22 protein-coding genes and 1 pseudogene are annotated in these 24,004 nt (G+C 72.4%); 16 read left to right on the forward strand and 7 right to left on the reverse strand.

Annotation, left to right across the window (positions count from 1 at the left end; genetic code table 11):
- Nucleotides 1-685: pseudogene (locus AB0M16_RS28010) on the forward strand (hypothetical protein); the annotation flags it as partial.
- Nucleotides 686-707: 22 nt separating this feature from the next.
- On the opposite strand, the gene AB0M16_RS28015 reads toward AB0M16_RS28010, so the two are convergent.
- Nucleotides 708-1,451, reverse strand: coding sequence for a transporter substrate-binding domain-containing protein (locus AB0M16_RS28015; RefSeq protein WP_365347664.1), 744 nt, complete (start codon nucleotides 1,449-1,451; stop codon nucleotides 708-710).
- A 10-nt stretch (nucleotides 1,452-1,461) separates the two neighbouring features.
- A complete protein-coding gene (locus tag AB0M16_RS28020) occupies nucleotides 1,462-2,421 on the reverse strand; it encodes an aldo/keto reductase (RefSeq protein ID WP_365347665.1) in 960 nt (319 codons plus the stop codon).
- 208 nt (nucleotides 2,422-2,629) lie between these two features.
- Here AB0M16_RS28020 and AB0M16_RS28025 point away from each other — a divergent pair, with 208 nt between their 5' ends.
- Entirely contained in the window at nucleotides 2,630-4,114 is a 1,485-nt protein-coding gene (locus AB0M16_RS28025; protein ID WP_365347667.1) for an alpha/beta hydrolase, read from the forward strand.
- A 73-nt stretch (nucleotides 4,115-4,187) separates the two neighbouring features.
- Here the strand turns inward: AB0M16_RS28025 and AB0M16_RS28030 are convergent, their stop codons facing one another.
- Genes AB0M16_RS28030 through AB0M16_RS28040 form a run of 3 tightly spaced genes read right to left on the reverse strand, consistent with a single transcriptional unit; the run spans nucleotide 4,188 to nucleotide 7,665 of the window.
- Nucleotides 4,188-5,735, reverse strand: coding sequence for a PTS transporter subunit EIIC (locus AB0M16_RS28030; protein ID WP_365347669.1), 1,548 nt, complete (start codon nucleotides 5,733-5,735; stop codon nucleotides 4,188-4,190).
- 42 nt (nucleotides 5,736-5,777) lie between these two features.
- Nucleotides 5,778-6,713 (reverse strand): N-acetylmuramic acid 6-phosphate etherase, encoded by a 936-nt coding sequence (gene murQ / locus AB0M16_RS28035; RefSeq protein WP_365347671.1) that lies wholly within the window; start codon nucleotides 6,711-6,713, stop codon nucleotides 5,778-5,780.
- Between the two features lie 19 nt (nucleotides 6,714-6,732).
- Nucleotides 6,733-7,665, reverse strand: coding sequence for a MurR/RpiR family transcriptional regulator (locus tag AB0M16_RS28040; protein WP_365347673.1), 933 nt, complete (start codon nucleotides 7,663-7,665; stop codon nucleotides 6,733-6,735).
- Between the two features lie 113 nt (nucleotides 7,666-7,778).
- Between AB0M16_RS28040 and AB0M16_RS28045 the strand changes: the two genes are divergently transcribed.
- A complete protein-coding gene (locus AB0M16_RS28045; RefSeq protein ID WP_365347675.1) occupies nucleotides 7,779-8,135 on the forward strand; it encodes a hypothetical protein in 357 nt (118 codons plus the stop codon).
- Nucleotides 8,132-8,428 carry a DUF4031 domain-containing protein gene (locus AB0M16_RS28050; RefSeq protein WP_365347677.1) on the forward strand — a complete coding sequence of 99 codons (297 nt, stop codon included), beginning with the start codon at nucleotides 8,132-8,134 and terminating at the stop codon, nucleotides 8,426-8,428. The genes AB0M16_RS28045 and AB0M16_RS28050 overlap by 4 nt, the downstream gene beginning before the upstream one ends.
- Before the next feature lie 115 nt (nucleotides 8,429-8,543).
- Here AB0M16_RS28050 and AB0M16_RS28055 read toward each other — a convergent pair whose 3' ends face one another.
- Nucleotides 8,544-9,752 (reverse strand): Cmx/CmrA family chloramphenicol efflux MFS transporter, encoded by a 1,209-nt coding sequence (locus AB0M16_RS28055; protein WP_365347716.1) that lies wholly within the window; start codon nucleotides 9,750-9,752, stop codon nucleotides 8,544-8,546.
- Between the two features lie 166 nt (nucleotides 9,753-9,918).
- Nucleotides 9,919-10,629: a hypothetical protein gene (locus AB0M16_RS28060; RefSeq protein ID WP_365347679.1), complete on the reverse strand. Its 711-nt coding sequence runs from the start codon at nucleotides 10,627-10,629 to the stop codon at nucleotides 9,919-9,921.
- Between the two features lie 185 nt (nucleotides 10,630-10,814).
- Here AB0M16_RS28060 and AB0M16_RS28065 point away from each other — a divergent pair, with 185 nt between their 5' ends.
- The 12 genes from AB0M16_RS28065 to metH all read left to right on the forward strand — a co-directional run.
- On the forward strand, nucleotides 10,815-12,257 hold the full coding sequence (locus AB0M16_RS28065) for an MFS transporter (protein ID WP_365347681.1): 1,443 nt from the start codon (nucleotides 10,815-10,817) through the stop codon (nucleotides 12,255-12,257).
- Between the two features lie 127 nt (nucleotides 12,258-12,384).
- Nucleotides 12,385-13,554, forward strand: a complete 1,170-nt coding sequence (locus AB0M16_RS28070; protein ID WP_365347683.1) for an aminotransferase class I/II-fold pyridoxal phosphate-dependent enzyme — start codon at nucleotides 12,385-12,387, stop codon at nucleotides 13,552-13,554.
- Between the two features lie 89 nt (nucleotides 13,555-13,643).
- Entirely contained in the window at nucleotides 13,644-14,189 is a 546-nt protein-coding gene (locus AB0M16_RS28075; RefSeq protein ID WP_365347685.1) for a MaoC family dehydratase, read from the forward strand.
- Nucleotides 14,190-14,262: 73 nt separating this feature from the next.
- On the forward strand, nucleotides 14,263-15,105 hold the full coding sequence (locus AB0M16_RS28080; RefSeq protein WP_365347687.1) for an SAM-dependent methyltransferase: 843 nt from the start codon (nucleotides 14,263-14,265) through the stop codon (nucleotides 15,103-15,105).
- On the forward strand, nucleotides 15,102-16,145 hold the full coding sequence (locus AB0M16_RS28085; protein WP_365347689.1) for a class I SAM-dependent methyltransferase: 1,044 nt from the start codon (nucleotides 15,102-15,104) through the stop codon (nucleotides 16,143-16,145). Before AB0M16_RS28080 ends, AB0M16_RS28085 begins: the two co-directional genes overlap by 4 nt.
- 165 nt (nucleotides 16,146-16,310) lie before the next feature.
- Complete coding sequence (locus tag AB0M16_RS28090; RefSeq protein ID WP_365347691.1) at nucleotides 16,311-17,204, forward strand: diiron oxygenase; 894 nt, start codon at nucleotides 16,311-16,313, stop codon at nucleotides 17,202-17,204.
- A 40-nt stretch (nucleotides 17,205-17,244) separates the two neighbouring features.
- Nucleotides 17,245-18,135 (forward strand): hypothetical protein, encoded by an 891-nt coding sequence (locus tag AB0M16_RS28095; RefSeq protein ID WP_365347693.1) that lies wholly within the window; start codon nucleotides 17,245-17,247, stop codon nucleotides 18,133-18,135.
- 58 nt (nucleotides 18,136-18,193) lie between these two features.
- On the forward strand, nucleotides 18,194-18,583 hold the full coding sequence (gene acpS / locus AB0M16_RS28100) for a holo-ACP synthase (RefSeq protein ID WP_365347695.1): 390 nt from the start codon (nucleotides 18,194-18,196) through the stop codon (nucleotides 18,581-18,583).
- A gap of 32 nt (nucleotides 18,584-18,615) precedes the next feature.
- The gene (locus tag AB0M16_RS28105) at nucleotides 18,616-18,870 is read left to right on the forward strand and encodes an acyl carrier protein (RefSeq protein WP_365347698.1); all 255 of its coding nucleotides are present in this window, start codon (nucleotides 18,616-18,618) and stop codon (nucleotides 18,868-18,870) included.
- Complete coding sequence (gene metK, locus AB0M16_RS28110) at nucleotides 18,867-20,114, forward strand: methionine adenosyltransferase (protein WP_365347700.1); 1,248 nt, start codon at nucleotides 18,867-18,869, stop codon at nucleotides 20,112-20,114. The genes AB0M16_RS28105 and metK overlap by 4 nt, the downstream gene beginning before the upstream one ends.
- A 16-nt stretch (nucleotides 20,115-20,130) precedes the next feature.
- Nucleotides 20,131-21,114, forward strand: coding sequence for a carbohydrate kinase family protein (locus AB0M16_RS28115; protein ID WP_365347702.1), 984 nt, complete (start codon nucleotides 20,131-20,133; stop codon nucleotides 21,112-21,114).
- Nucleotides 21,111-24,004, forward strand: a 2,894-nt coding sequence (gene metH / locus AB0M16_RS28120; RefSeq protein WP_365347704.1) for a methionine synthase, incomplete at its 3' end; no start/stop codon positions are given. The genes AB0M16_RS28115 and metH, both read left to right, overlap by 4 nt.

A 24,004-nucleotide genomic window follows, 5' to 3' on the forward strand; every position in this document is an offset into this window, starting at 1 on the left:
CACGCCGCCGAACAGCGCGGCGACGCGTTCCGGAGTCGCGGCTGTGTCGCAGACGGCCGGGCATCTGGACGTGTTCTGGGTGGGGCCCGACGGTTCGGTGCGGTCGCAGTGGTGGGACGGCGGTTCGGCGGAGGGTGCGTGGGGCGGTCACGGCTCGTTCTCCATCACGCCGCCGAACAGCGCGGCCCCCGCGTCGGCGATCGCGGCCGTGTCGCAGACGGCGGGGCATCTGGATGTGTTCTGGGTGGGGCCTGACGGTTCGGTGCGGTCGCACTGGTGGGACGGCGGTTCGGCGGAGGGTGCGTGGGGCGGTCACGGCTCGTTCTCCATCACGCCGCCGAACAGTGCGGCCGCGAGTTCCGGAGTCGCGGCTGTGTCGCAGACGGCGGGGCATCTGGATGTGTTCTGGGTGGGGCCTGACGGTTCGGTGCGCTCGCACTGGTGGGACGGTGGTTCGGCGGAGGGTGCGTGGGGCGGTCACGGTTCGTTCCCGATCACCCCGCCCAACAGCGCCGCCCTCGGCTCCGCCGTCACGGCCGTGTCGCAGACGGCGGGGCATCTGGACGTGTTCTGGGTGGGGCCCGACGGTTCGGTGCGGTCGCAGTGGTGGGACGGCGGTTCGGCGGAGGGTGCGTGGGGCGGTCACGGCTCGTTCTCCATCACGCCGCCGAACAGCTCGGGTTGACCAGGAGGCGTGACGCGCCGGACTACCCCCGCGGCGCCGCCAAGGACTCGTCCTGGCCCGAGCGGCGCAGCGCGTCCGCCACGAAGCCGGACGCCTTCAGCTCCTCCACCGTGGCGCGCAGGAAGGCGACCGTCTCCGGGGCGCGCGCGACCGTCGTGCCGACGGCCTGGCGGATCTCCATGAAGCGCTCGTCGATGAGCCGTACCTCCGGATGGGCCGCCGCGTAGGCCGTCATCGGCTGGCGGATGCCGGCTCCGGCCTCCAGCTCCTGCTCGGCGAAGGTGTCGACGCCCTCGTCGCCGCGGACCGGTGTGGCGTGCCGCAGGGCGCGGGTGAGGTACAGGTCGTACGCGGAGCCCGCCTTCACGCCGATGCGGACGCCCGGGGCGTCCACGTCCTCGGGCGTGCGCAGCGCCGAGTCGCGCGGCACCGCGTACACGCCCTCGATGACGACGTAGGGGGCCGTGAACGCGACCTCCGCCTCCCGCGCCGGGTCGACGGCGAGGAAGCAGAGGTCGGCCCGGCCGGTCGCCATCGCCTCGTACGACTTGCGGGCCGCGTCGAAGCACAGCAGCTCCACGGGGACGCCGAGCCGGGCGCCGATCTCGCGGGCGAGGTCGACGGTGATGCCGGCGGGGGCGTCCGGGGTGCCCTGGGCGAGGACCGGGTTGCCGAGGTTGACGGAGGCGCGCAGGGTCCCGGTCGGGGCCAGGTCCGCGACGAGAGCGGCGTGGGCGGCTGCGTGGGCGGCGGGGGCGTCGGTCATGCGCCGGAGTCTAGACAGCCGCCGCCCGGTGCACTCCGTCCAGGAGCGCCAGCTCCTCCTCGCTCAGCTTCAGCGCGCCCGCGGCGACGTTGTCCGCGAGGTGGCCGAGGTCGCCGGTGCCGGGGATGGCGAGCAGGTGGGGTCCCTGGTGGAGGGTCCAGGCGAGCCGGATCTGCGCGGGGGAGGCGCCGTGCGCGCGGGCCACGGCCAGCAGCTCGTCGGGCTCGGCTCCCGCCTTCGCGCCGGTCTCGCGGCCGGCCGCGGCGATCGCGTAGAACGGGACGAACGCTATGCCCAGGTCGCCGCAGCGGCGCACGAAGGCCTCGTACTCGGGGCGCACCCCGATCCCGTACATGTTCTGCACGCACACCACGGGCGCGATCTCCCGGGCCTCGTCGAGCTGTTCGGGCGTGACGTTGGAGACGCCCAGGTGGCGGATGAGGCCGGCCTCGCGCAGCTCGGCGAGCGCGCCGAAGCGTTCGGCGACCGAGTCGGTGCCGAGGACGCGCAGGTTGACGAGGTCGAGGTGGTCGCGGCCGAGCTGGCGGAGGTTCTCCTCGACCTGGGCGCGCAGCTCGTGCGGGGTGCGGGCGTGGGCGGCCCAGGCACCGGAGGCGTCCCGGACGGGACCGACCTTGGTGGCGACGACGAGGTCGTCGGGGTAGCGGCCGGACGGCGCGAGGGCGCTGTTGATGAGCTCGTTGGCGGAGCGCAGGCGCGAGAAGTAGAAGGCGGCCGTGTCGATGTGGTTCACGCCGAGGTCGACCGCCTTGCGCAGGACGGCGATCGCCTGGTCGCGGTCCCTCGGCACGGCGTCCTCGACGAGGGCCGCGCCGGTCTGCGGCAGCCGCATGGCGCCGAAGCCGATGCGGTGGACGGGAAGGTCGCCGAGCATCCAGGTGCCGGCGGCGGAGGCGGCGGGCGACGCGGAGGGGGCGGAGGCGGCGGGGGTGATCGGATCAACGGTCATGGCGGGGATGATCTCCCGCCGGGCGCGCCCGTGCCACCCGCTTTCTCCGGTCGCGCGCCGCCGTGGGGCGACACCGGCCAGGCGGGGCGGGGAGGCCGGGGGAGACCGAAGCGCGGCAGACCGGTGCGGAACGCCGGGGGCTGGCCCCACCCCGCACGCGCGTGCCTGCCGGATGGGGAGCTGACGCATGATCAACCATCCTTCTCGCATGACGACTTCCGCTGGTATCGCGCTCACCCTCGCCCTCGCCTCCGCCGCCCTCGCCCCCACGGCGACCGCCGCCCGGACCGCGCCGGAGACTCCCGCCGCCCCCGCTCTGAGCTGGGCCGCGTGCGGCGACAAGGCCCTCGGGCAGGAGTGCGCCACGCTCACCGTGCCGCTCGACCACGCCGACCCCGGCGGGCGTCAGGTCGGGCTGGCCGTGTCACGGATCCGCAGCGCCGACCCGGCGGCCCGGCGCGGCGTGCTGTTCGTGGTGCCCGGCGGGCCCGGCGGGTCCGGTGTGCAGCGGCTGACCTCGAAGGGGCCGGCGCTCGTGAAGGAGCTGGGCGGGACCTACGACCTGGTGGCCCTCGACCCGCGCGGCGTCGGCGGCAGCATGAAGGCCGACTGCGGGCTCGCACCCGAGGACCGGCACCTGGTGACCCTGCGGAGCTGGCCGGCCGCCGACGGCTCGATCGGCGAGAACGTCACCCGCTCGCGCCGCGTCGCCGAGGCCTGCGCCCGCAACGGCGGTGCGGAGCTGCGCAGCCTGACCACCGCGAACCAGGTCCGGGACATGGACCGGCTGCGCGCGGCGCTCGGCGAGGAGAAGCTGTCGGCGTGGGGCGTCTCGTACGGCACGTACGTCACCGCCCAGTACGCGCAGAAGTTCCCCCGGCGCACCGACCGGATCGTCCTCGACAGCAGCGCCGACCCGAACCCGAGGACGGTCGCCCAGGGCTGGCTGCGCGGCATGGCGCGGGGTGCCGAGGACCGCTTCCCCGACTTCGCGGCCTGGGCGGCGCACCCCGACCGGGCCGCGGCGGGACTCCGGCTCGCCGGGACGCCCGAGGAGGTCCGCCCGCTGGTCGTGGACCTGGCCGCCCGCCTCGACCGGGAACCGAAGGCGACGACCACGCCGGGCGTACCGCTGACCGGCACCCTGCTGCGGCAGGCCCTGCAGAGCGCCCTGTACTCCGACTCCGCCTTCGAGGGCTTCGCCCAGCTGGTCCGGCAGGCCTCCACGCCCGGTGGGACCCCCGTGCTCCCGCCGATGCTGGCCGGCCCGATGCCCGGCTCCGACGCGGCCGTCACCGTCGGCGTGATCTGCAACGACGTGAAGTGGCGCGGCTCGGTCCGGTCCTACGAGCGGGCCGTCGCCGCCGACCGGGCCGCGCACCCGCTGACCGCCGGAATGCCGTTCAACATCACGCCCTGCTCGTTCTGGAAGGGCGGCCCCGTCGAGCGGCCCACCCGGCTCACCGCCGACGGCCCCTCCAACATCCTCATGATCCAGAGCCTGCGCGACCCGTCCACCCCGCACTCCGCGGGCCTGAAGATGCGTGCGGCCCTCGGCGCGAAGGCCCGTCTCGTCTCGGTCGACCACGGCGGCCACGGCATGTACCTGGGCAACGGCAACGTGTGCGGCGACCGGACGGTCACCCGCTTCCTGCTGACGGGTGAGCGTCCGGCCACCGACGTGACCTGCTGAGGTGCGGGGCCCGTGCGGCCGGGTCCGGGCCGGGCGGCCGGGTTCTGTCCGGCCCTGATCCGCCGGACGGGCCTCAGGCCTTCGCCGGTGCCGGCTCCGGCTCCTGGGCGGCCGGGGCGGCCGGTGCGCCGGCGGCCACCGGCGCCGCGGCGGTCTCCGTGTCCACGTCGAACTCCTCGATCAGCTCCTTGCTGAGGCCGAAGAAGTACGTGGCCGCGAAGCCCACGACGTAGCCGACGAGCAGCCCGCCCGCGTAGATCGCGATCGTCGTGCCCAGGCCCTTGTCGCCGTCGAGGAGCGGGAAGAGGGCCCAGCCCGAGGGGCCGATGGCGGTGGAGCCGACCTTGTCGCCCAGCATGTTGAAGAGGCCGACGAAGCCGCCGCCGAAGGCGCCGCCGATGCAGGCGGTGACGAAGGGGCGGCCCAGCGGGAGCGAGACGCCGTAGATGAGGGGCTCGCCGACGCCGAGGAGGCCGGCCGGGAGGGCGGACTTGATCGTGCGCCGGATGGAGCCGTTGCGGGGCAGCTTCAGGTAGACGGCCATGGCCGCGCCGACCTGGCCCGCGCCCGCCATCGCGAGGATCGGGAGCAGGACCGTGTGGCCCTGCTGCTCGATGAGGGTGGTGTGGATGGGGATGAGGGCCTGGTGGAGGCCGAGCATCACGAGCGGCAGGAACAGGCCGCCGAGGACGAAGCCGGCGCCGGCGCCCGCGTGGGCGAGGAGCCAGTTCGCGAAGTCGCCGATGGCCCGGGACACCTCGCCGGCCACGTACATCAGGCCGAAGACGGTGACCAGGCCGGAGACCAGCACGGTGAGCGTGGGGGTGACCAGGACGTCGAGGGACTCCGGCACCCGCCTGCGGCACCACTTCTCCACGTACACCGCGAGGACCGCCGCGCCGAGAGCGCCGAGGACGCCGCCCTGGCCGGGGGAGAGCGACCGGCCGAAGACCTCGATCTTGGCGACGCCCGCGAAGACGATGACCGACGCGACCGCGCCGCCCAGGATGGGCGTACCACCGAACTCCTTGGCGGTGTTGTGGCCGACGAAGACCGCGATGAGCGCCATGAAGCCGCTCGCGACGGCGGCGAGCGCCGGGGTGATGCCGGGCAGCAGGCCGAGGTTGACGAGCAGGCCGTTGAACCCGGCGATGATGCCGCAGCCGATGAGGGCGGGGATCAGCGGGACGAAGATGTTCGCGATCTTCCGCAGGAGGAGCTTGAACGGGGTCGCGTTCCTGGCCTTGCGGGCGGCCCTGAGAGCGGCGCCCCGGTCGGCGAGCTCCTCCGCCGTGCGGCTGGAGGAGGGGGCGGTGGGGGCGTCCGGGGAAGTGCCCGGGGCGGGGGCCGGCGCGGGCGCCGCGGCGGCCAGCAGGGCCTCGAACTCGGGGGTCACGCGGGCGACCGTGCCCGGTCCGAGGACGACCTGGTAGGTGTCGTCCTCCACCACGCCCATCACGGACGGCAGGGCCTTCAGGGCCTCGTCCTGGACGAGCGAGCGGTCCCGCAGGCCCAGCCGGAGCCGGGTCATGCAGTGGGCCACGGAGCTGATGTTCCGGGCGCCGCCGACGAGGGGGAGGATCGCGGCGGCGATGGCGCGGTTCTTGTCGTCTGTGCTCATGGGGCGGTGGTGCCTTGCTGTGAGGGGGGCCTCGGGGAGGCCCTACGGGGTGGGCCCGGTCGCGTGCAGCGCGGCGCGCAGGTGGCCGCGGGAGTCGCTCAGGCGCTGTTCGGCGGCCTTGGCATCGATGTCGGCGAGGATCATCAGGATCGCGGTCTTCACCTCACCGTCGGCGGCGGCGAGGGCGGTCTCGATCTGCTCGTCCGGAGCGCCGGTGGCGAGGGCCACGATGCGGCGGGAGCGGGCCTGGAGCTTCTCGTTGGAGGCGCGGACGTCGACCATGAGGTTTCCGTAGGTCTTGCCGAGCCGGATCATGGTGATCGTCGAGATCATGTTGAGGACGAGCTTCTGCGCGGTGCCGGCCTTCAGCCGGGTGGATCCGGTGAGGAGTTCGGGGCCGGGGACGACCTCGATGCCGTGCTCGGCGGCGGCGGCGAGCGCGCTGTCCGCGTTGCAGGACAGGCCGATGGTCAGCGCCCCGTGCGCGCGGGCGTGCTCGACGGCGCCGACGGCGTACGGGGTGCGGCCGGAGGCGGAGACGCCGACCACGGTGTCGTCGGCCGTCAGCCCGAGCCCGGTCAGGTCCGCGACGGCGAGCTCCTTGGAGTCCTCCGCGCCCTCGACGGCCCGGACCATGGCGGTGGGGCCGCCCGCGATGAGCCCGACGACCTCGGCGGGGTCGGTGTTGAAGGTGGGCGGGCACTCGCTGGCGTCGAGGACACCGAGCCGTCCGGCGGTGCCGGCGCCCAGGTAGATGAGGCGCCCGCCGCGGGCCATCCGCTCGGCCGTGGCGTCGATCGCGGCGGCGATGGCCGGGAGCTGCTTGGCCACGGCGGCGGGAACGGTCTGGTCCTCCTGGTTCATGAGCGCGGCGATCTCGGCGGTGGGCAGGGTGTCGATGTCGGCGAGCTCGGGGCGGAAGGCCTCGGTGGTGAGCGTGGCGAGCTGGGCGCGCAGTTCGGAGTACGTGGTGGACACGGGGCGGCTCTTTCGTGGTTCAGCGGGTGCGGGGGGCGTGGCGGTGCGCGAGGGCTTCGTACGAGGCCGCGAGGGCAGGGGCCGCCGTCTCGTACGTACGCTGCGTGACACACGTGAACAGGCAGTCCACGACCAGGAGTTGACTGGTGCGGGACGACATCGCCGCGGGGCGCAGCTCGCTCTCGCGGGCGGTGGAGGTGGTCAGCACGTGGTCGGCGTACTGGGTCACCGGCCCGTCCGGGCGGCCGGTGATGGCCACGGTGGTGGCGCCGTGGTCGAAGGCGACCCGCAGCGGTTCTATGACGTCGCCGGTGGAGCCGGAGTGGGTGATGGCGATGGCGACGTCGCCGGAGCGGAGCTGCACGGCGTTGGTGACGGCCAGGTGCGGGTCGCTGTGGGCGTGCGCGACGAGCCCGATGCGGAGCAGCTTCTGGCCGAGGTCCTGGGCGACCAGGCCGGAGGCGCCGACGCCGTAGATGTCGATGCGGCGGGCGGCGGCGAGGGCGGCGACGGCGGCGCCGAGCTGGACGGTGTCGAGTCCGGCCGCGGTGTCGGCGAGCGTCTGCTGCTCGTCGTAGGCGAGCTTGGCGACGACGTCGGCGACGGGGTCGTCGACGGCGATGTCGGCGGTGACGGAGGGGGCGCGGCCCGACTGCTGCTGGGCGGCGAGGCCGGCGAGGGCGAGCCGCAGGTCGCGGTAACCGGGGTAGCCGAGGAGGCGTGCGGTGCGCACGACGGTCGCCTCGCTGGTGCCGGTGAGCTCGGCGAGACCGGTGACCGTGAGGGCGGCGCAGCCGGCCGGGTCCCCCGCGACGGCCTCGGCGACCCGCTGCATGGAGCGGGTCATGGAGGGGGCGAGGGTGCGCACCTTGGCCGCGAGGGCGGCGGGCGCGGGCGGGGCGGCCGGGGCCCCCGGCGCACCGGTGAAACTTTCCTTCACTTCATTGGTCACATGTGAAAGATATTTTCGGGTGCGGGGGGCGTCAAGACCCCGTAGGTCCCGTGGAGGTCCCGGATCACCGCAGGACCTTGGTCTGCGCGAGCCCCGGGGCGCAGAATGTGAACATGGACGACATCGACCCCGTGGAACAGGCTCTCCATGCCGCCCGCTCCCTGGTTCTCGCCGACCTGGTGGCCCGCGAGGTCGCCATGGCCGAGGTCGTCTCGATGGTGGAGGACGCCGTCGCCCACCGCCGCTGGTGGGTCGAGCAGTGGCCCGAGGGGAGGGCCTTCGTGGCCGGCCTGATCGCGCAGGACGTCCAGGACGCCCTGCTCGAACGGTACGGCCGCTGGCCGCTCTGTCCGGTCTGCTCCTCCGGTGACCCGCACGCCCTCGACGTCGAACCCGAGCTGGGGCCCGACCCGCACTGGGTCTGCGGCAAGCAGGGTGTGGTGGTCGCCCCCGTGGGCGGCCTCACATGACCCTCTACATCGACCCGCCCACCTGGCCGGGGCACGGCCGCATGTGGTCGCACCTGGTCAGCGATGTCTCCTTCGAGGAGCTGCACGAGTTCGCCACCGGCATCGGCTGCCCGCCCCGCGCCTTCGAGCGCGACCACTACGACATACCGTCCGACCGCTACGCCTCGGCCGTGGCCGCCGGCGCGGTGGAGGTCGGCTCGAAGGAGCTGCTGCGGCGCCTCACGGCGGCGGGCCTGCGGCGGCCGAAGGGACGGCCGCCGCGGAGGGAGGCGTCGGCGCGTCCGGACGCGTAGCCGACGCCCGCGCCCGTGAGGAGCGACGCCCCGGCCGCCGCGAGGGTGGCGCGGACGGTGCCGGGCCGCACGGAGGATCCTGCTGTCGTGGTGGTGTACGCCTCCGGACGGAGGATCAGCGGGACGGTACGCGGGACGGCTCCGCGTCCGGCGCCGAGGACCTGGTCACGATGCGGGACGGGGACGTGGCGAGCCGCAGCGACACCGCGACCGCGCCGAGGCCCAGGAGGGTCATCGCGGCGCCCGCCCAGGCCGGGGAGGCGAAGCCGAGGCCCGCGTCGATGACCGTGCCGCCGAGCCAGGGGCCGCCGGTGTTGCCGAGGTTGAAGGCCGCGGTGGTGGTGGCGCCCGCGAGGGTGGGGGCGGCGCCGGCCACGTTGAACATCCGGGCGTTGAGCGCGGGCGCGGTGTAGAAGGCGGAGACGCCGAGCAGGAAGGTCAGCGCGATCGTGACGCCCGGGCTCGACGCGAACAGGGCGAGGGCGACCAGGAAGATCGTCGAGGCGGTGATGCCGCTGAGCAGGACGCCGAAGAGGTGGGCGTCGGCGACCCGGCCGCCGATGTACGTGCCGATCAGGGCGCCGATGCCGAAGAGCGCCAGGACGGCGGAGACCCAGCCCTCGTCGAGGCCGGCGACGTCGGTGAGCAGCGGGGCGAGGTACGAGAAGGCGCAGAAGACGCCGCCCGCGGCGAGCGCGGTGATCAGGACGGACAGCAGCACCTGCCGGTCGCGGTAGATGACCAGCTCGCCCTTGAGACGGGGCCGGGTCTCGGGCAGCGGGATGTGCGGGATGCGGGTGATCACGCCGACGAGCGCGATCGCGGAGGCCACGCCGACGGCCCAGAAGGCGGAGCGCCAGCCGAGGTGCTCGCCGAGGAACGCGCCGGCCGGGACGCCCAGGACGTTGGCTATCGACAGTCCGCCGATCATCACGGCCATGGCCCGGGCCCGCGCCCCGACCGGCACCATCGCGATGGCGACGGCCGCTCCGACCGCCCAGAACCCGGCGCAGGCGAGCGCGCTCACCACCCGGGACGCGAAGAGCACCGCGTAGTTCGGGGCGAGCGCGCCGGCGACCTGGCCGAGTCCGAAGACGCTGATCAGGGCGACCAGGGTGGTCTTGCGGGGCAGCCGCTGGGTGGCGACGGCGAGCAGCGGGGCGCCGACGACCATGCCGATGGCGAAGGCCGAGATGAGCAGTCCTGCACGGGGGATGGAGACGTGCATGTCCTCCGCGATGGGCGGCAGCAGCCCGGAGAGCATGAACTCGCTCGTGCCGAGCGCGAAGACCGACAGCCCGAGGATGTAGACGGCCAGGGGCATCCGGGTGGCGGCGGGGGTGGGCGAGGGGTCGGCGGCGGGGGAGGCGGGCTCGGCGGAGGAAGAGGGCATGACATGGGCAACCTGCCCTTTGTGCCTGACATTCCCTTGATCCACGCCGTCTCGTGATCCGGGACGGGCGCGGGCTGCCCGCCGGCGGTGACCGGTGCTACCCGCCCGGTGTCGGCTCGGCGCCCGGTGTCGTGTCCGGTGCCGCCAGTTCCTCCAGTTCGCGTTCCAGGTTCGCCCGGGCCTTCTCCTCCCAGGCCGCCGCGCCGTACGGGGTGCGGAACAGCTGGGGCAGGGCCAGGAGGTGGCGCAGGACCGTCGCGCGGCCTTCGCGGAAGGCGGCGTCCGGGACGAAGGCGTACTCCTCGCGGACCGCGGCCGTATACCCCATATAGGTATCGGGGTCGCTCGCCAGGATGGCCAGGTCCGCGTCGCACAGGGTTTCGCCGTTGAGGTCGCCGGGGGGCGGGTCGTGGGTGACGGTGAGGCGGACCAGGCGGGCGACCTCGGCGATCTCACGCTCGGTCAGCCCCGCCTCGGTCAGCGCCCTTTCGGCCAGGGTCGCAGAGCGTTCCTCGTTCTCCGAGCGGTCCGGGCGGTAGACCGCGTCGTGGAACCACGCGGCGAGCCGGACGAGCTCCAACTCCCCGCCCTCGCCGCCCTTTTCGGCGAGCTCGTCGATGCGGTCGAGGACCGCCCGCAGGTGTGAGGCGGTGTGGTACCTGCGCTGCGGCTCGGTCCAGCGCTCCAGCAGGTTCCGGCCGTACGGGAGCGGGTCCGGGCCCTCGCGGCCCGCCCGTGCGGCGCGCAGGGTCGAGGTCCAGCGTGCCAGTAGGTCCTGTTCCTGGGATGCGGTCAGCTCGGCGGTCATGGGCGCATTCTGCCGCCCGGCGGGCACGTCCGGCCTACGGAGGCGCGCCTTCCGGTGGGCCCGATTCTGCCCCGCTCCACCTCTTCATCTCACTCTTACATACCCCCCATGGGTATGCTACGGTGCTCCCGCAGGTACCCCCCAGGGGTATATAACCGTCATCGCGAGCGAAGGGTGCAGGGCATATGTCAACCGTCAACCCCCGGCGCTGGTGGGCACTTGTCGTGCTCGCCGCCGCGCAGTTCATGGTCATCATGGACACCTCGATCATCGGCGTCGCGCTCCCCGAGATGCAGAAGGACCTCGGCTTCTCGCAGGGCGAGCTCCAGTGGGTGTTCAACGCCTACGTCATCGTCTTCGGCGGGCTGCTGCTCCTCGGCGGTCGCCTCTCCGACCTCGTGGGAGCCCGCAAGATCTTCGTCTCCGGCTGGGCGATCATGATCGCCGGCTCGATCCTCGCGGCGGCCGCGCAGGCCGCCTGGGTCGAGATCGCCGGCCGCGCCGTCCAGGGCGTCGGCGGTGCGCTCATCGCGCCCTCCGCCATGACCCTGCTGATGATGCTGTTCATGCACGACCCGCGCGAGCTCGGGAAGGCGATGGCGCTCTACGGCGCGGCCGCCCCGGCCGGCGGCACCGCGGGTGTGTTCCTCGGCGGCGTCTTCACCGAGTGGGCCGCCTGGCAGTGGGTGTTCATCATCTACATCCCGATCGGCCTCGCGACCCTCGCCGCCACGAGGCTGCTCCCGAACGTCGAGTCCCGCCGCGGCTCCGTCGACGTCCTCGGCGCCGTCGCCGTCACCGCCGGTCTCGCGCTCGGCGTCTTCGCCGTCGTCCGCGCCCCCGAGGTCGGCTGGGGCGCCACCGCCACCGTCCTGGAGCTGGCCGGGGCCGTCGCCCTCATCCTCCTCTTCTTCGTGATCCAGAAGGCCGTCCGCGAGCCGCTCATGCCGCTCAGCGTGTGGCGGGTGCCGCGGCTCGGCTCGGCCAACCTGGCGATGACGCTGCTCGGCGCCGCCTGGATCCCGATGTGGTACTTCCTCAACCTCTACCTCCAGCAGGTCCTCGGCTACGGCGCCTTCGCCTCCGGCGCCGCGCTGCTCCCGATGACCGTGCTCCTGATGATCTTCATGACGGCCATCACCGCCCGGCTCATGGGCAGGTTCGGCGCCAAGCCGCTCATCGGCGTGGGCCTGCTGGTCCTCGCCGCCGGTCTGGTCTGGCTGGCCGCCGTCGAGCCCACCGGCACCTTCCTGGTCGACGTCCTGCCGGCCTCGCTGGTCGCCGCGCTCGGCATGTCCCTCGCCTACATCCCGGCGATGATCGCCGCGATGTCCGGTGCCCCGCAGGAGCAGGCCGGTCTCGCCTCCGGCATCGTCAACACCACCTACAACGTCGGCTCCGCGCTCGGCCTCGCCGCCCTCACCGCGGTCGCCATGTCGCAGGGCGCCGACCAGCTCGGCAACCTGCCGAAGCTGACCGACGGCTTCTCCTCGGCCTTCATCGGCGCGGCGATCGTCGCCGCCGTCGGCGGTGTCGTCACCCTCCTGGTGATGAAGAGCGACAAGGCGCTCACCGCCGAGGCGCCCGCCCCCGCCGCCCAGCAGCAGGGCGACAAGGTCTCCGCCTGACGCCCCGTCCCGAACAGGGGCCGCCCGATGTCCGTTCACCGGCCGTCGGGCGGCCCCTTCGTCGTATGCGGATCATCCGTACCCGGAAAGGAATCCCATGGAGGGAACACCCGTGGAGGGAACACCCGTGGATCAGCGCACCCGGGCCGTGCACGTGGTCAACCAGCGTTTTCCTGAGGGGAGTTGGCCGCTCTCCGTGCCCCTCGTGCAGTCCTCCGCCTTCGCCTTCTCCTCCGCCGACGCGCTCGCCGCGGCGATGGCCGGGCCCGACGGGCAGTACGTCTACAGCCGCCGCGGCAATCCGACCGTACGGGCCCTGGAACAGACCCTCGCCGGGCTCGAGGGAGGCGCCGGGGCGATCGCCTTCGCCTCCGGCATGGGGGCGATCAGCGGGGTGCTGCTCGCCCTGCTGAGGCCCGGCGACCGGGTGGTGGCCCAGCGCTGCCTGTACGGCGGGACCTACGCCGTCCTGTCGGACCTGGCCGCCCGCCACGGCATCCACGTCACCTACGTCTCCGGCGACGACGTGGGCGAGTTCGAGCGGGCCGCCCAGCACCCCGCCACCCGCCTGCTGGTCCTGGAGACGGTGGCCAACCCCACCGGGCAGGTGCCGGACCTGCCGGGCCTGCTCGCCGCCGCCCGCGTGCTCGGCGTGACCAGCCTGGTCGACAACTCGCTCGCCTCGCCGGTCCTGTGCCGCCCGATCGAGCTGGGCGCGGACGTCGTCGTGCACTCCACCACCAAGTACCTGGCCGGGCATTCGGACGTGCTCGGCGGGGCCGCCGTGTTCGCGGACGACGGGCTGCGCCGCCGCGTCTGGCCCCGGACGGTCGAACTCGGCGCCTGTGCCGACCCGTTCGCCGCCTGGCTGACGCTGCGCGGCGTCCCGACGCTCCCGCTGCGGATGCGCGAGCACTGCGCCAACGCCACCGTCCTCGCCGAGCGCCTCGCCGGGGACGGGCGGGTGAGGGCCGTCCATTACCCGTGGCTCGCCGGCCACCCCTCGTACGCCGTGGCGCGCAAGGTGCTGTCCGGCGGCGGCGGGCTGCTCTCCTTCGAGCTGGCGGGCGGCAGGGAGGCCGGCCGGGCCTTCATCGAGCGCGTGCGGGTGGCCCGGATCGCGCTCTCGCTCGGCGGGGTGGAGACGCTCGTGACCCATCCGGCCTCCACCTCCCACCGCGAGCTCGACGCCGCCGCGCTCGCGCAGGCCGGGATAGCCCCCGGCCTGGTGCGGATGTCGGTGGGGATCGAGGGGGTCGAGGACCTGTGGGAGGACGTGGAACGGGCACTCTCCTGAAGCTTCTTTTGGGTTGACAAAATAAATGACTGATTCGTAGATTGGGTGATGCCAGGGAACGACCACTCCTAGGTCAAGGGGGGCGCGAGATGCGCTACTTCGAGGACTTCCGGCCCGGTGACGTCCACGAGCTGGGCACCGTCACCGTCATGGCGGAGGAGGTGCTGGAGTTCGGAAAGCGCTTCGACCCGCAGCCCTTCCACACGGACCCCGGACTCGCCGAGGACTCGCCGTTCGGCGGGCTGATCGCCAGCGGCTTCCACACCCAGGCGATGTTCATGCGCCGCTACGTCGACGGGCTGCTCGCCTACAGCGCCTGCATGGGCTCGCCCGGCATCGACGAGGTCCGCTATCTGCGTCCCGTACGCCCCGGCGACGTCCTCACGGCGCGCGTCGAGATCCTCGGCGCCACTCCGTCGCCGTTCAACCCCACCACCGGCACCGTCAAGCCGCGGTGCACGCTGGTGGCCGCCGACGGGACGGCCGTGTTCAGCATGATCCTGCACAGCATCTTCCGGCGCCGTCCCGCCGGAGCCGAGGCCGGCCGTCCGTCGTCGATGTCCGCGGCCGAGGACCCCGCCGGGTGCTGCACCCGCGCGGCGGAGAGCACTGTCGCACCGGCCATGAGCGCCTGACGACCGCCCGTCGTCCGAGCCCCTGAGCACGGCCGTCCGAACACTCTCAACCACCAGTGAAGGGGGACCTCCTGTGGAGGCCGTATCCCGCACCGCCCAGTGGACCGCCGCCGCGCGCGCCCTGGAGACCGAGCGCGAGGACCGGCTGTTCGCCGATCCCTACGCGCGCACCGTCGCCGACCGGATCGGCTTCGAACTGCTCGAGCGCTACGACGGGGGCGGCATCGTGCCGTTCCTCGCCATCCGCACCACCTACCTGGACCGCGCGATCGTCAAGGCGGTGGAGGAGCGCGGGATCCGCCAGGTGGTCTTCCTCGCCGCCGGCATGGACACCCGCTTCTTCCGGCTGCCCTGGCCCGACGGCGTCACCGTCTACGAGCTCGACCGCCCGGCCCTCCTGGAGGCCAAGGCCGAGATGCTGCGGGACGAACCGCTGCCCGCGGGCCGGACCCGCGTCGCCGTCCCGGTCGACCTCACGCAGGACTGGACCGGCCCTCTGAAGGAGGCCGGATGGAAGGGCGACGAGCCCGTCCTGTGGGTGGTCGAGGGCCTGCTGTTCTTCCTGCCGGAGGACGCCGTACGCACCCTGATCTCGACGCTCTCCGCGCACTCCGCGCCCGGCTCCGTGCTGCTCGGCGACGTCATCTCCAGGGCCGCCCTGGAGAACCCGCTCGCCCGCACCTTCATGAGCGCGCTGAAGGAGGACGGCAACCCGTGGCTCTTCGGCACCGAGGAGCCCGAGGCACTGCTGGACGCCTGCGGCTGGGCCGTGCGCGAGGTCAAGCAGCCGGGTGAGCCCGGCGCCGACTTCGACCGCTGGCCCTACCCGGTCCCGGCGCGCTCCGTCCCCCGCGTGCCCCGCTCCTTCCTGTTCACCTGTGATCTCCCCGCGTACCAGGAGGGCAAGGCCGCATGAGCGCCCACGACTTCCACCAGCAGGTCATCACCGACGCCGGCGCGGCCGTGCGCGGTCTGACCGTCGCCCTCGGCGAGCGCCTCGGCCTCTACAAGGCCCTCGCCGCGCACGGCCCGCTGACCGCCGGCGCCCTCGCCGAGCGGACCGGCACGAACGAGCGGTACATCGAGGAGTGGCTGCACGCCCAGCTGTCGGCCGGGTACGTCGAGCGGCACCCCAGCTCCCTCACGTACACGCTGCCCGCCGACCACGTCGAGGTGCTCGCCGACCCGTCCGCCGTCACGTTCGCCGCCGGCTTCTTCACCGCCCTGAAGGCGCTCTACGCCACCGAGGACCTGCTCGTCGAGGCGTACCGGTCCGGCGACGGGGTCGGCTGGGCCGAGCACGACGCGGCCCTCGACACCGGCATGGGCTCCTTCTTCCAGCCCACGTACGAGCACAAGCTCGTCCCCGACTGGCTGCCGGCCCTGCACCAGGTCACCGACAAGCTGAACGGCGGCGGCACCGTCGCCGACGTCGGCTGCGGCGTCGGCCACACCACGCTGCTCATCGCCAAGGCCTTCCCGAACGCCACGGTCCACGGCTTCGACTACTCCGAGGAGGCCGTCTCCCTCGCCCGGCAGCTCGCCGAGGAGGCCGGCCTGTCCGACCGCGTCGTCTTCGAGGTCGCCTCCGCCGACGACTACCCGGGCACCGGCTACGACCTGGTGTGCTTCTTCAACGCCCTGCACGACATGGGCGACCCGGTCGCCGCGGCCCAGCACGTCCACAAGTCGCTCGACGCGGACGGCACCTGGATGCTCGTCGAGTCGAACGTCTCGCCCGCCGACATCGACACCCAGACCCCCGCCGCCCGCATGTTCATGGCCCTGTCCGCCGTGATGTGCCTGCCCGTCGCGGTCGCCCAGCGCGGCCCGCACGCCCTCGGCAACCACTCCGGCGAGAAGGCCTTCCGCGCCATCGCCGAGGAGGCCGGCTTCACCCGCTGGCGGCGCGCCACCGAGACCCCGGTCAACGCGGTCTACGAAGTCCGCCCCTGAGCCTCCGTCCAGCCCGAAAGCGGGTGAGCCGAAGGGGCGCGCCGAGGGAACAGTGCCGAGCGCGCGCAGGCCCCGAGGAACGAGGGGTCGAGCACGGTCGGCGCTGTGAGCTCGGCTCCAGCGCCCCGGAGGCGAACCGAGCCTTGAAAAAAGAGGAGCGAGATCATGGGCGTCACCGCCCCGCTGCCCGTCACCGACCGGTTCATGGAGGTCCTGGAGCGCCTCAGCGAGCGTTCGGTCGAGGACTACTACAACCCGTACCAGACCTTCCAGTGGCCCGAGACGCTGGAGGAGGACCGCTACTGGATGACTCCCGAGCTGCTCACCGTCTACGGCACCGAGCACTTCGACACCCTCGGCGAGGAAACGCTTCAGCGCCTGTCGAAGTGGGAGTCCGTCAACTTCTACAGCCTCAACGTGCACGGCATCCGCGAGCTGCTCATCGAGGTCGTCGGCCGCATCCACATGCCCGGCTTCGAGGTCCCCTCGGACTTCTTCCACCACTTCATCGGCGAGGAGAACGAACACATGTGGTTCTTCTCCGAGTTCTGCCGCCGCTACGGCAACAAGATCTACGGCAGCACCGCGATGCGGGCCGACGCCGCCTGGGAGCCCGAGGTCGAGAACTTCCTGGTCTTCACCCGCATCCTCTTCTTCGAGGAGCTGGTCGACCACTACAACTCCCGGATGGCCAAGGACGACACCTTGTGCCACACCATCCGCGAGGTCAACCGCATCCACCACCAGGACGAGTCCCGCCACATCGCCTTCGGCCGCGAGCTCGTCTCGCTGCTGTACCAGCGCATGTGCCAGGCGGTCGGTGCCGACCGGGTCCGTGAGGTCGAGGCCTACCTCAAGCGGTACGTCGTCTACAGCGTCAACTCCCTCTACAACCCGCACGTGTACCGCGACGCCGGCATCGCCGACCCGCTCGCGCTGCGCAACGCCCTCGTCGCCGACGAGCGCCGCCGCCCGCACGAGCGCAAGGCGATCCGCAAGCCGCTGTCCTTCTTCCTGAAGACCGGGATCTTCTCCGACGACACCCTGCCCGTCGTCTGAGCTCCCCCGAGGGACCTCCCAGCCGAGAGGTGCACCGACCATGACCATGACCACCCCCGAGCAGAACGTCGGGGCGACCAGGGGCCTGCCCACCCTGGGGCCGGAGGGGACCCGCCTGCTGCGGCTCCTCGACGAGACCTTCGAGGGCTGGGGAGTGGCCGCGGGCGCCCGCCCGATGACCATGCCCCCCTTGCTCCCGGCCGCCGACCTGGCCCGACTCGACTACTACGACAACTTCCCCCACCAGGCCGTCGTCGCCGCCCCGCTCGACCTGGAGCGCCGCGCGACCACGCCCTTCGACACCGACACCGGCCGCTTTCCGACCGCCGCGCTCGAACCCGCCGCGCTCGGACTGCCCTCGGCGACCTGCTACGCCGTCTACCTCACCCATCAGGGCACCCGGATCGCCGACGACACCCTGATCACCGTCTGCTCCTGGTGCTTCCGCAAGGAGACGCACTACGAGGGCATGCGACGCCAGCTCGGCTTCCGCATGCGGGAGATCGTGGCCCTCGGAGGCCGCGAGCACGCCGAAGGCCATCTCACCGACTTCACCGCCCGCATCCACGCCTTCGCCGCGGCACTCGACCTGCCGCTGCGCAAGGAGGCCGCCTGCGACCCGTTCTTCGACAAGGGCGGCTCCAAGGCCCTGCTCCAACGGCTCACGCCGGTGAAGCACGAGTTCCTGTACGAGGACCTGGCCATCGCCTCGGTCAACACGCACCGGAACTTCTTCGGCGAGCGCTGCGACATCACCCTGGAGTCCACCGGCGGCCCCGCCTTCACCAGCTGCGTCGCCTTCGGCCTGGAGCGCTGGCTGTCCGCCCTCACCCGCCGGCACGGGAGCTGGGACGCCGCCACCCAGGCGGTCCTCGACGCGAACGTCCGCGTGCGGGCCGAGGCGAGTCGCGCGGCCGGGCCGGTGATCTGACGTGCCGGCCCGTCCCGCCGCCCCGCCGGCGGGTGGCCTGGGGTGGGCGAACCTCGGCATGGACATCGTGTCCGTCAACCGTGTCCGCCGGCTTCTCTCGCAGTACGGGGAGAAGTTCTTCGAGCGGATGCTCACCCCCGGCGAACTCGCCGACTGCCGCACCTCGTCCGGGCTCGACGTGCTGAGCCTGTGCGGACGGATCGCGGCGAAGGAGGCGGCCTTCAAGACGCTGCGCGTCCGCGGCAGGTTCCTGCCCTGGCCCGACATCGTCGTACGGCGCTCCGAGGGCGGCTGGCCGCTGGTGGAACTGCACGGTTCGGCGGCCGAGATGGCCTCCGAGTCCGGCATCACCGAGATCACGGTGTCCATCAGCCACGACGTGGACTACGCCGTCGCGGTCGCCGCGCCGATCATCGCCCCCACCCCCTACGTATCCAGCAGTAGCTAGCAGTGGCTAGCGAGCCAAAGGAGAGAGCAATCATGGCCGACGGCCTGCAGACGGTGAAGAACTGGATCCTCGAGCGTCACCCGGAGCGCGACGACATCGCGGCCGACCTCGACCTGATCGAGAACCGGCTCATCGACTCGCTGTCCTTCGTCGAGTTCGTCTTCCTCCTGGAGCAGGAGTCCGGCACCGCGATCCAGATGGAGACCCTGGAGGTCGACTCCATCCGGACCCTCGGCGCCATCGAGCAGCACTTCTTCAAGGCCGAGGTGGAGGTGGGCCAGGCATGAGCCGCCGCCTCTTCACCTCGGAATCCGTCACCGAGGGTCACCCCGACAAGATCGCCGACCGGATCAGCGACACGATCCTGGACGCGCTCCTGGCCCAGGACCCCCACGCCCGGGTCGCCGTGGAGACCCTGATCACCACCGGCCAGGTGCACATCGCCGGCGAGGTCACCACCAGCGCGTACGCGCCGGTGGCCCAGCTGGTGCGCGACGCCGTCCTCGACATCGGCTACGACTCCTCCGCGAAGGGCTTCGACGGCGCCTCCTGCGGAGTGTCGGTGTCCATCGGCGCCCAGTCGCCGGACATCGCGCAGGGCGTCGACACGGCCTACGAGTCGCGCGTCGAGGGAGAGGCCGACGCCCTGGCCGCCCAGGGCGCCGGCGACCAGGGCCTCATGTTCGGCTACGCCTGCGACGACACCGCCGAGCTGATGCCCCTGCCGATCGCGCTGGCCCACCGCCTGTCGCGCCGGCTGACGGAGGTCCGCAAGAACGGGACCATGTCCTACCTGCGGCCCGACGGCAAGACCCAGGTCACCATCGAGTACGACGGCGACCGGCCGGTCCGCCTCGACACGGTCGTGGTGTCCTCGCAGCACGCCGCGGACATCTCCGTCGAGGGCCTGCTCGCCCCCGACGTCCGCGAGTTCGTCGTCGAGCACGTCCTCAAGGAGCTCGTCGAGGAGGGCGTCTCCCTGGAGTCCGACGGCTACCGGCTCCTGGTCAACCCGACCGGGCGCTTCGAGATCGGCGGCCCCATGGGCGACGCCGGCCTCACCGGCCGCAAGATCATCATCGACACGTACGGCGGCATGGCCCGGCACGGCGGCGGCGCCTTCTCCGGCAAGGACCCGTCCAAGGTCGACCGCTCCGCCGCCTACGCGATGCGCTGGGTCGCCAAGAACGTCGTGGCCGCCGGCCTCGCCCGCCGCTGCGAGGTCCAGGTCGCGTACGCGATCGGCAAGGCCGAGCCCGTCGGCCTCTTCGTCGAGACCTTCGGCACGGGCACCCTGCCCGACGAGCGCATCCAGGAGGCCGTCGGCCAGGTCTTCGACCTGCGCCCGGCCGCGATCATCCGCGACCTGGACCTGAAGCGCCCGGTCTACGCGGCGACGGCGGCGTACGGGCACTTCGGCCGCGAGCTCCCCGACTTCACCTGGGAGCGCACCGACCGAGTCGAGGCCCTGAAGCAGGCCGCCCACGCCGGCTCAAGCGCTCCGGAGGCGCAAAAGGCCAAGAGGTTCTGAGGGGAGCTGCGGACACATGCGCATCGCTGTCACCGGATCCATCGCGACCGACCATCTGATGACCTTCCCCGGCTGGTTCAGCGAGCAGCTGCTCGCCGACCGGCTCGACCGGGTCTCCCTGTCGTTCCTCGCCGACAACCTGGAGGTCAGGCGCGGCGGAGTGGCAGCGAACATCGCCTTCGGGCTCGGTGTGCTCGGACTGCGCCCCGTGCTGGTGGGCGCGGTCGGCGCCGACTTCGAGCCGTACCGGATCTGGCTGAAGGACCACGGTGTGGACACCGACTCGGTGCGCGTCAGCGAGTCGCTCCACACCGCCCGGTTCGTCTGTACCACCGACCGGGCGCAGAACCAGATCGCCACCTTCTACGCCGGAGCGATGACCGAGGCCCGCGAGATCGACCTGCGGGAGGTCCTCGCCCGGACCGGGCGTCTGGAGCTGGTCCTGGTCTCCCCGGACGACCCCGAGGCCATGCTGCGGCACTCCCGCACCTGCCGCGAGCTCGGGGTCCCCTTCGCCGCCGACCCGTCGCAGCAGCTGGCGCGGCTCGACGGCGGGCAGGTGCGGGAACTGGTGGACGGGGCGCGTTTCCTGTTCACCAACGAGTACGAGACGGCCCTGCTCCTGGAGAAGACGGGCTGGACCGAGCCGGACGTCCTGCGCCGCGTCGGCACCTGGGTCACCACCCACGGCGGGGCCGGCGTCCGCATCAGGGGTGAGGGCCGGGCGCCGCTCGCCGTGCCGGCGGTGCCGGTCGCGGGCGTGGTCGACCCCACCGGCGTCGGCGACGCCTTCCGGGCCGGATTCCTCGCCGCGACCCTGTGGGGCGTGCCCGAGCGGTGCGCGGCCCAGCTGGGCTGCGCGGTCGCCGCGACCGTCCTCGACTACGTGGGGACGCAGGAGTACCGGCTGCACCGCGAGCCGCTGCTCGACCGCATCAGGACCACGTACGGCGTCGGCTGCACCGCCGAACTGCTGACCCACCTGAGGGGGCTGTCATGAGCGCTGCCGTGAGTCGGAGCGGACGCTCGCTCCGGGAGGAGTTCGCCACCCGGGTCGTCGTCGCCGACGGGGCGATGGGCACCATGCTCCAGGCCGCCGACCCGTCGCTGGACGACTTCCGGCAGCTGGAGGGCTGCAACGAGATCCTCAACCTCACCCGGCCCGACATCGTCGCCTCCGTCCACGACGCCTACTTCTCGGTCGGTGTGGACTGCGTGGAGACCAACACCTTCGGCGCCAACCTCGCCGCGCTCGCCGAGTACGGCATCGAGGACCGCGTGTACGAGCTGTCCGAGGCGGGCGCGAAGATCGCCCGGGGCGTCGCCGACGCGCACACGACCAGGGACGGCCGCCCCCGCTGGGTCCTCGGCTCCATGGGCCCCGGCACCAAGCTCCCCACACTGGGCCACATCACGTACGAGCCGCTGCGTGACGCCTACCAGCAGAACGCCGAAGGCCTGATCCGCGGCGGCGCCGACGCCCTGCTCGTCGAGACCACCCAGGACCTGCTGCAGACGAAGGCGGCCGTCATCGGCGCCCGCCGCGCCCTGGACTGGTGCGGACTCGACCTGCCGCTGATCGTGCAGGTGACCGTCGAGACGACGGGCACCATGCTGCTCGGCTCCGAGATCGGGGCGGCCCTCACCGCGCTGGAGCCGCTGGGCATCGACATGATCGGCCTCAACTGCGCCACCGGCCCCGCCGAGATGGCCGAGCACTTGCGCCACCTGTCCCGGCACGCCCGCGTCCCCGTCTCGGTCATGCCGAACGCGGGTCTGCCGGTGCTCACCTCGGACGGCGCCCACTACCCGCTCACCCCGGCCGAACTCGCCGACGCACAGGAGGCGTTCGTACGGGACTACGGGCCGGCCCTGGTGGGAGGCTGCTGCGGCACGACGCCCGAGCACCTGCGGGAGATCGTCGAGCGGGTGCGCGGCGCGGCCGTCCCGCTCCGGAGCCCGGCCGTGGAGCCGGGCGCGTCCTCGCTCTACAGCCACGTGCCGTTCCGTCAGGACACGTCGTACCTGGCCATCGGTGAGCGGACGAACGCGAACGGGTCGAAGAAGTTCCGTGAGGCCATGCTGGAGGGCCGGTGGGACGACTGCGTGGAGATGGCGCGCGACCAGATCCGCGAGGGCGCGCACATGCTCGACCTGTGCGTGGACTACGTGGGCCGTGACGGTGTCGCGGACATGGAGGAGCTGGCCGGGCGTTTCGCGACGGCCTCCACGCTGCCGATCGTGCTCGACTCGACCGAGGTCGGGGTGCTGCGGGCGGGCCTGGAGAAGCTGGGCGGCCGGGCGGTGATCAACTCGGTCAACTACGAGGACGGCGACGGCCCGGAGTCCCGCTTCGCGCAGGTCACGGGGCTGGCCCGGGAGCACGGCGCGGCGCTGATGGCCCTGACGATCGACGAGGAGGGGCAGGCCAGGACGGCGGCGAAGAAGGTCGAGATCGCGGAGCGTCTGATCGCCGACCTGACCGGGAACTGGGGGATCAGGGAGTCCGACATCCTGATCGACACCCTCACGTTCACGATCTGCACGGGTCAGGAGGAGTCGCGCAAGGACGGCATCGCGACGATCGAGGCGATCCGCGAGCTGAAGCGCCGCCACCCGGACGTGCAGACGACGCTGGGCCTGTCGAACATCTCCTTCGGTCTCAACCCGGCCGCGCGGATCGTCCTGAACTCGGTGTTCCTGGACGAGTGCGTGAAGGCGGGTCTGGACTCGGCGATCGTGCACGCCTCGAAGATCCTGCCGATCGCCCGTCTGGAGCCGGAGCAGGTCGAGGTCGCACGGGACCTGATCCACGACCGGCGACGGGAGGGCTACGACCCGCTGCAGCGCCTGCTCGAACTCTTCGAGGGCGCGACGGCGAAGTCCCTGAAGGCCGGCAAGGCCGAGGAGCTGCTCGCGCTGCCGCTGGAGGAGCGTCTGAAGCGGCGGATCGTCGACGGCGAGAAGAACGGCCTGGAGGCCGATCTGGAAGCGGCGCTGACCACGACATCGGCGCTGGACATTGTCAACGAGATCCTGCTCGACGGGATGAAGACGGTCGGCGAACTGTTCGGCTCCGGCCGCATGCAGCTGCCGTTCGTCCTCCAGTCGGCAGAGGTCATGAAGACGGCGGTGGCATATCTCGAACCCCACATGGAGAAGTCCGACGCCGAGGGCAAGGGCACGATCGTGCTGGCGACCGTCCGGGGCGACGTCCACGACATCGGCAAGAACCTCGTCGACATCATCCTCTCCAACAACGGCTACAACGTGGTCAACCTGGGCATCAAGCAGCCCGTCTCCGCGATCCTGGAAGCGGCGGAGCAGCATTCCGCCGACGTGATCGGGATGTCGGGCCTCCTGGTGAAGTCGACCGTGATCATGAAGGAGAACCTGGAGGAGCTGAACGGCCGGGGGCTGGCCGAGCGGTATCCGGTGATCCTCGGCGGCGCTGCTCTGACCAGGGCGTATGTCGAGCAGGACCTGCACGAGATCTACGAGGGCGAGGTCCGCTACGCCCGCGACGCGTTCGAGGGCCTGCGCCTGATGGACGCGCTGATGGGCGTGAAGCGGGGCGTGCCCGGCGCGAGCCTGCCGGAGCTGAAGCAGCGCCGGGTCCCGAAGCGGGAGGCCCCCGTTCTCGACGTGCGGGAACCGGAGCCGGCCGGCCGCTCGGACGTCGCCGCCGACAACCCCGTGCCCGAGCCCCCCTTCCTCGGCACGCGGGTCGTCAAGGGCATCCAGCTCGCCGAGTACGCGAGCTGGCTGGACGAGGCGGCGCTGTTCAAGGGCCAGTGGGGCCTGAAGGACCACGACACGATCGAGTCCGAGGGCCGGCCGCGGCTGCGGGCCTGGCTGGACCGGCTCCAGACGGACCGGCTCCTCGAAGC

This window comes from Streptomyces sp. NPDC051921, from assembly GCF_040680975.1.
GTDB lineage: Bacteria > Actinomycetota > Actinomycetes > Streptomycetales > Streptomycetaceae > Streptomyces.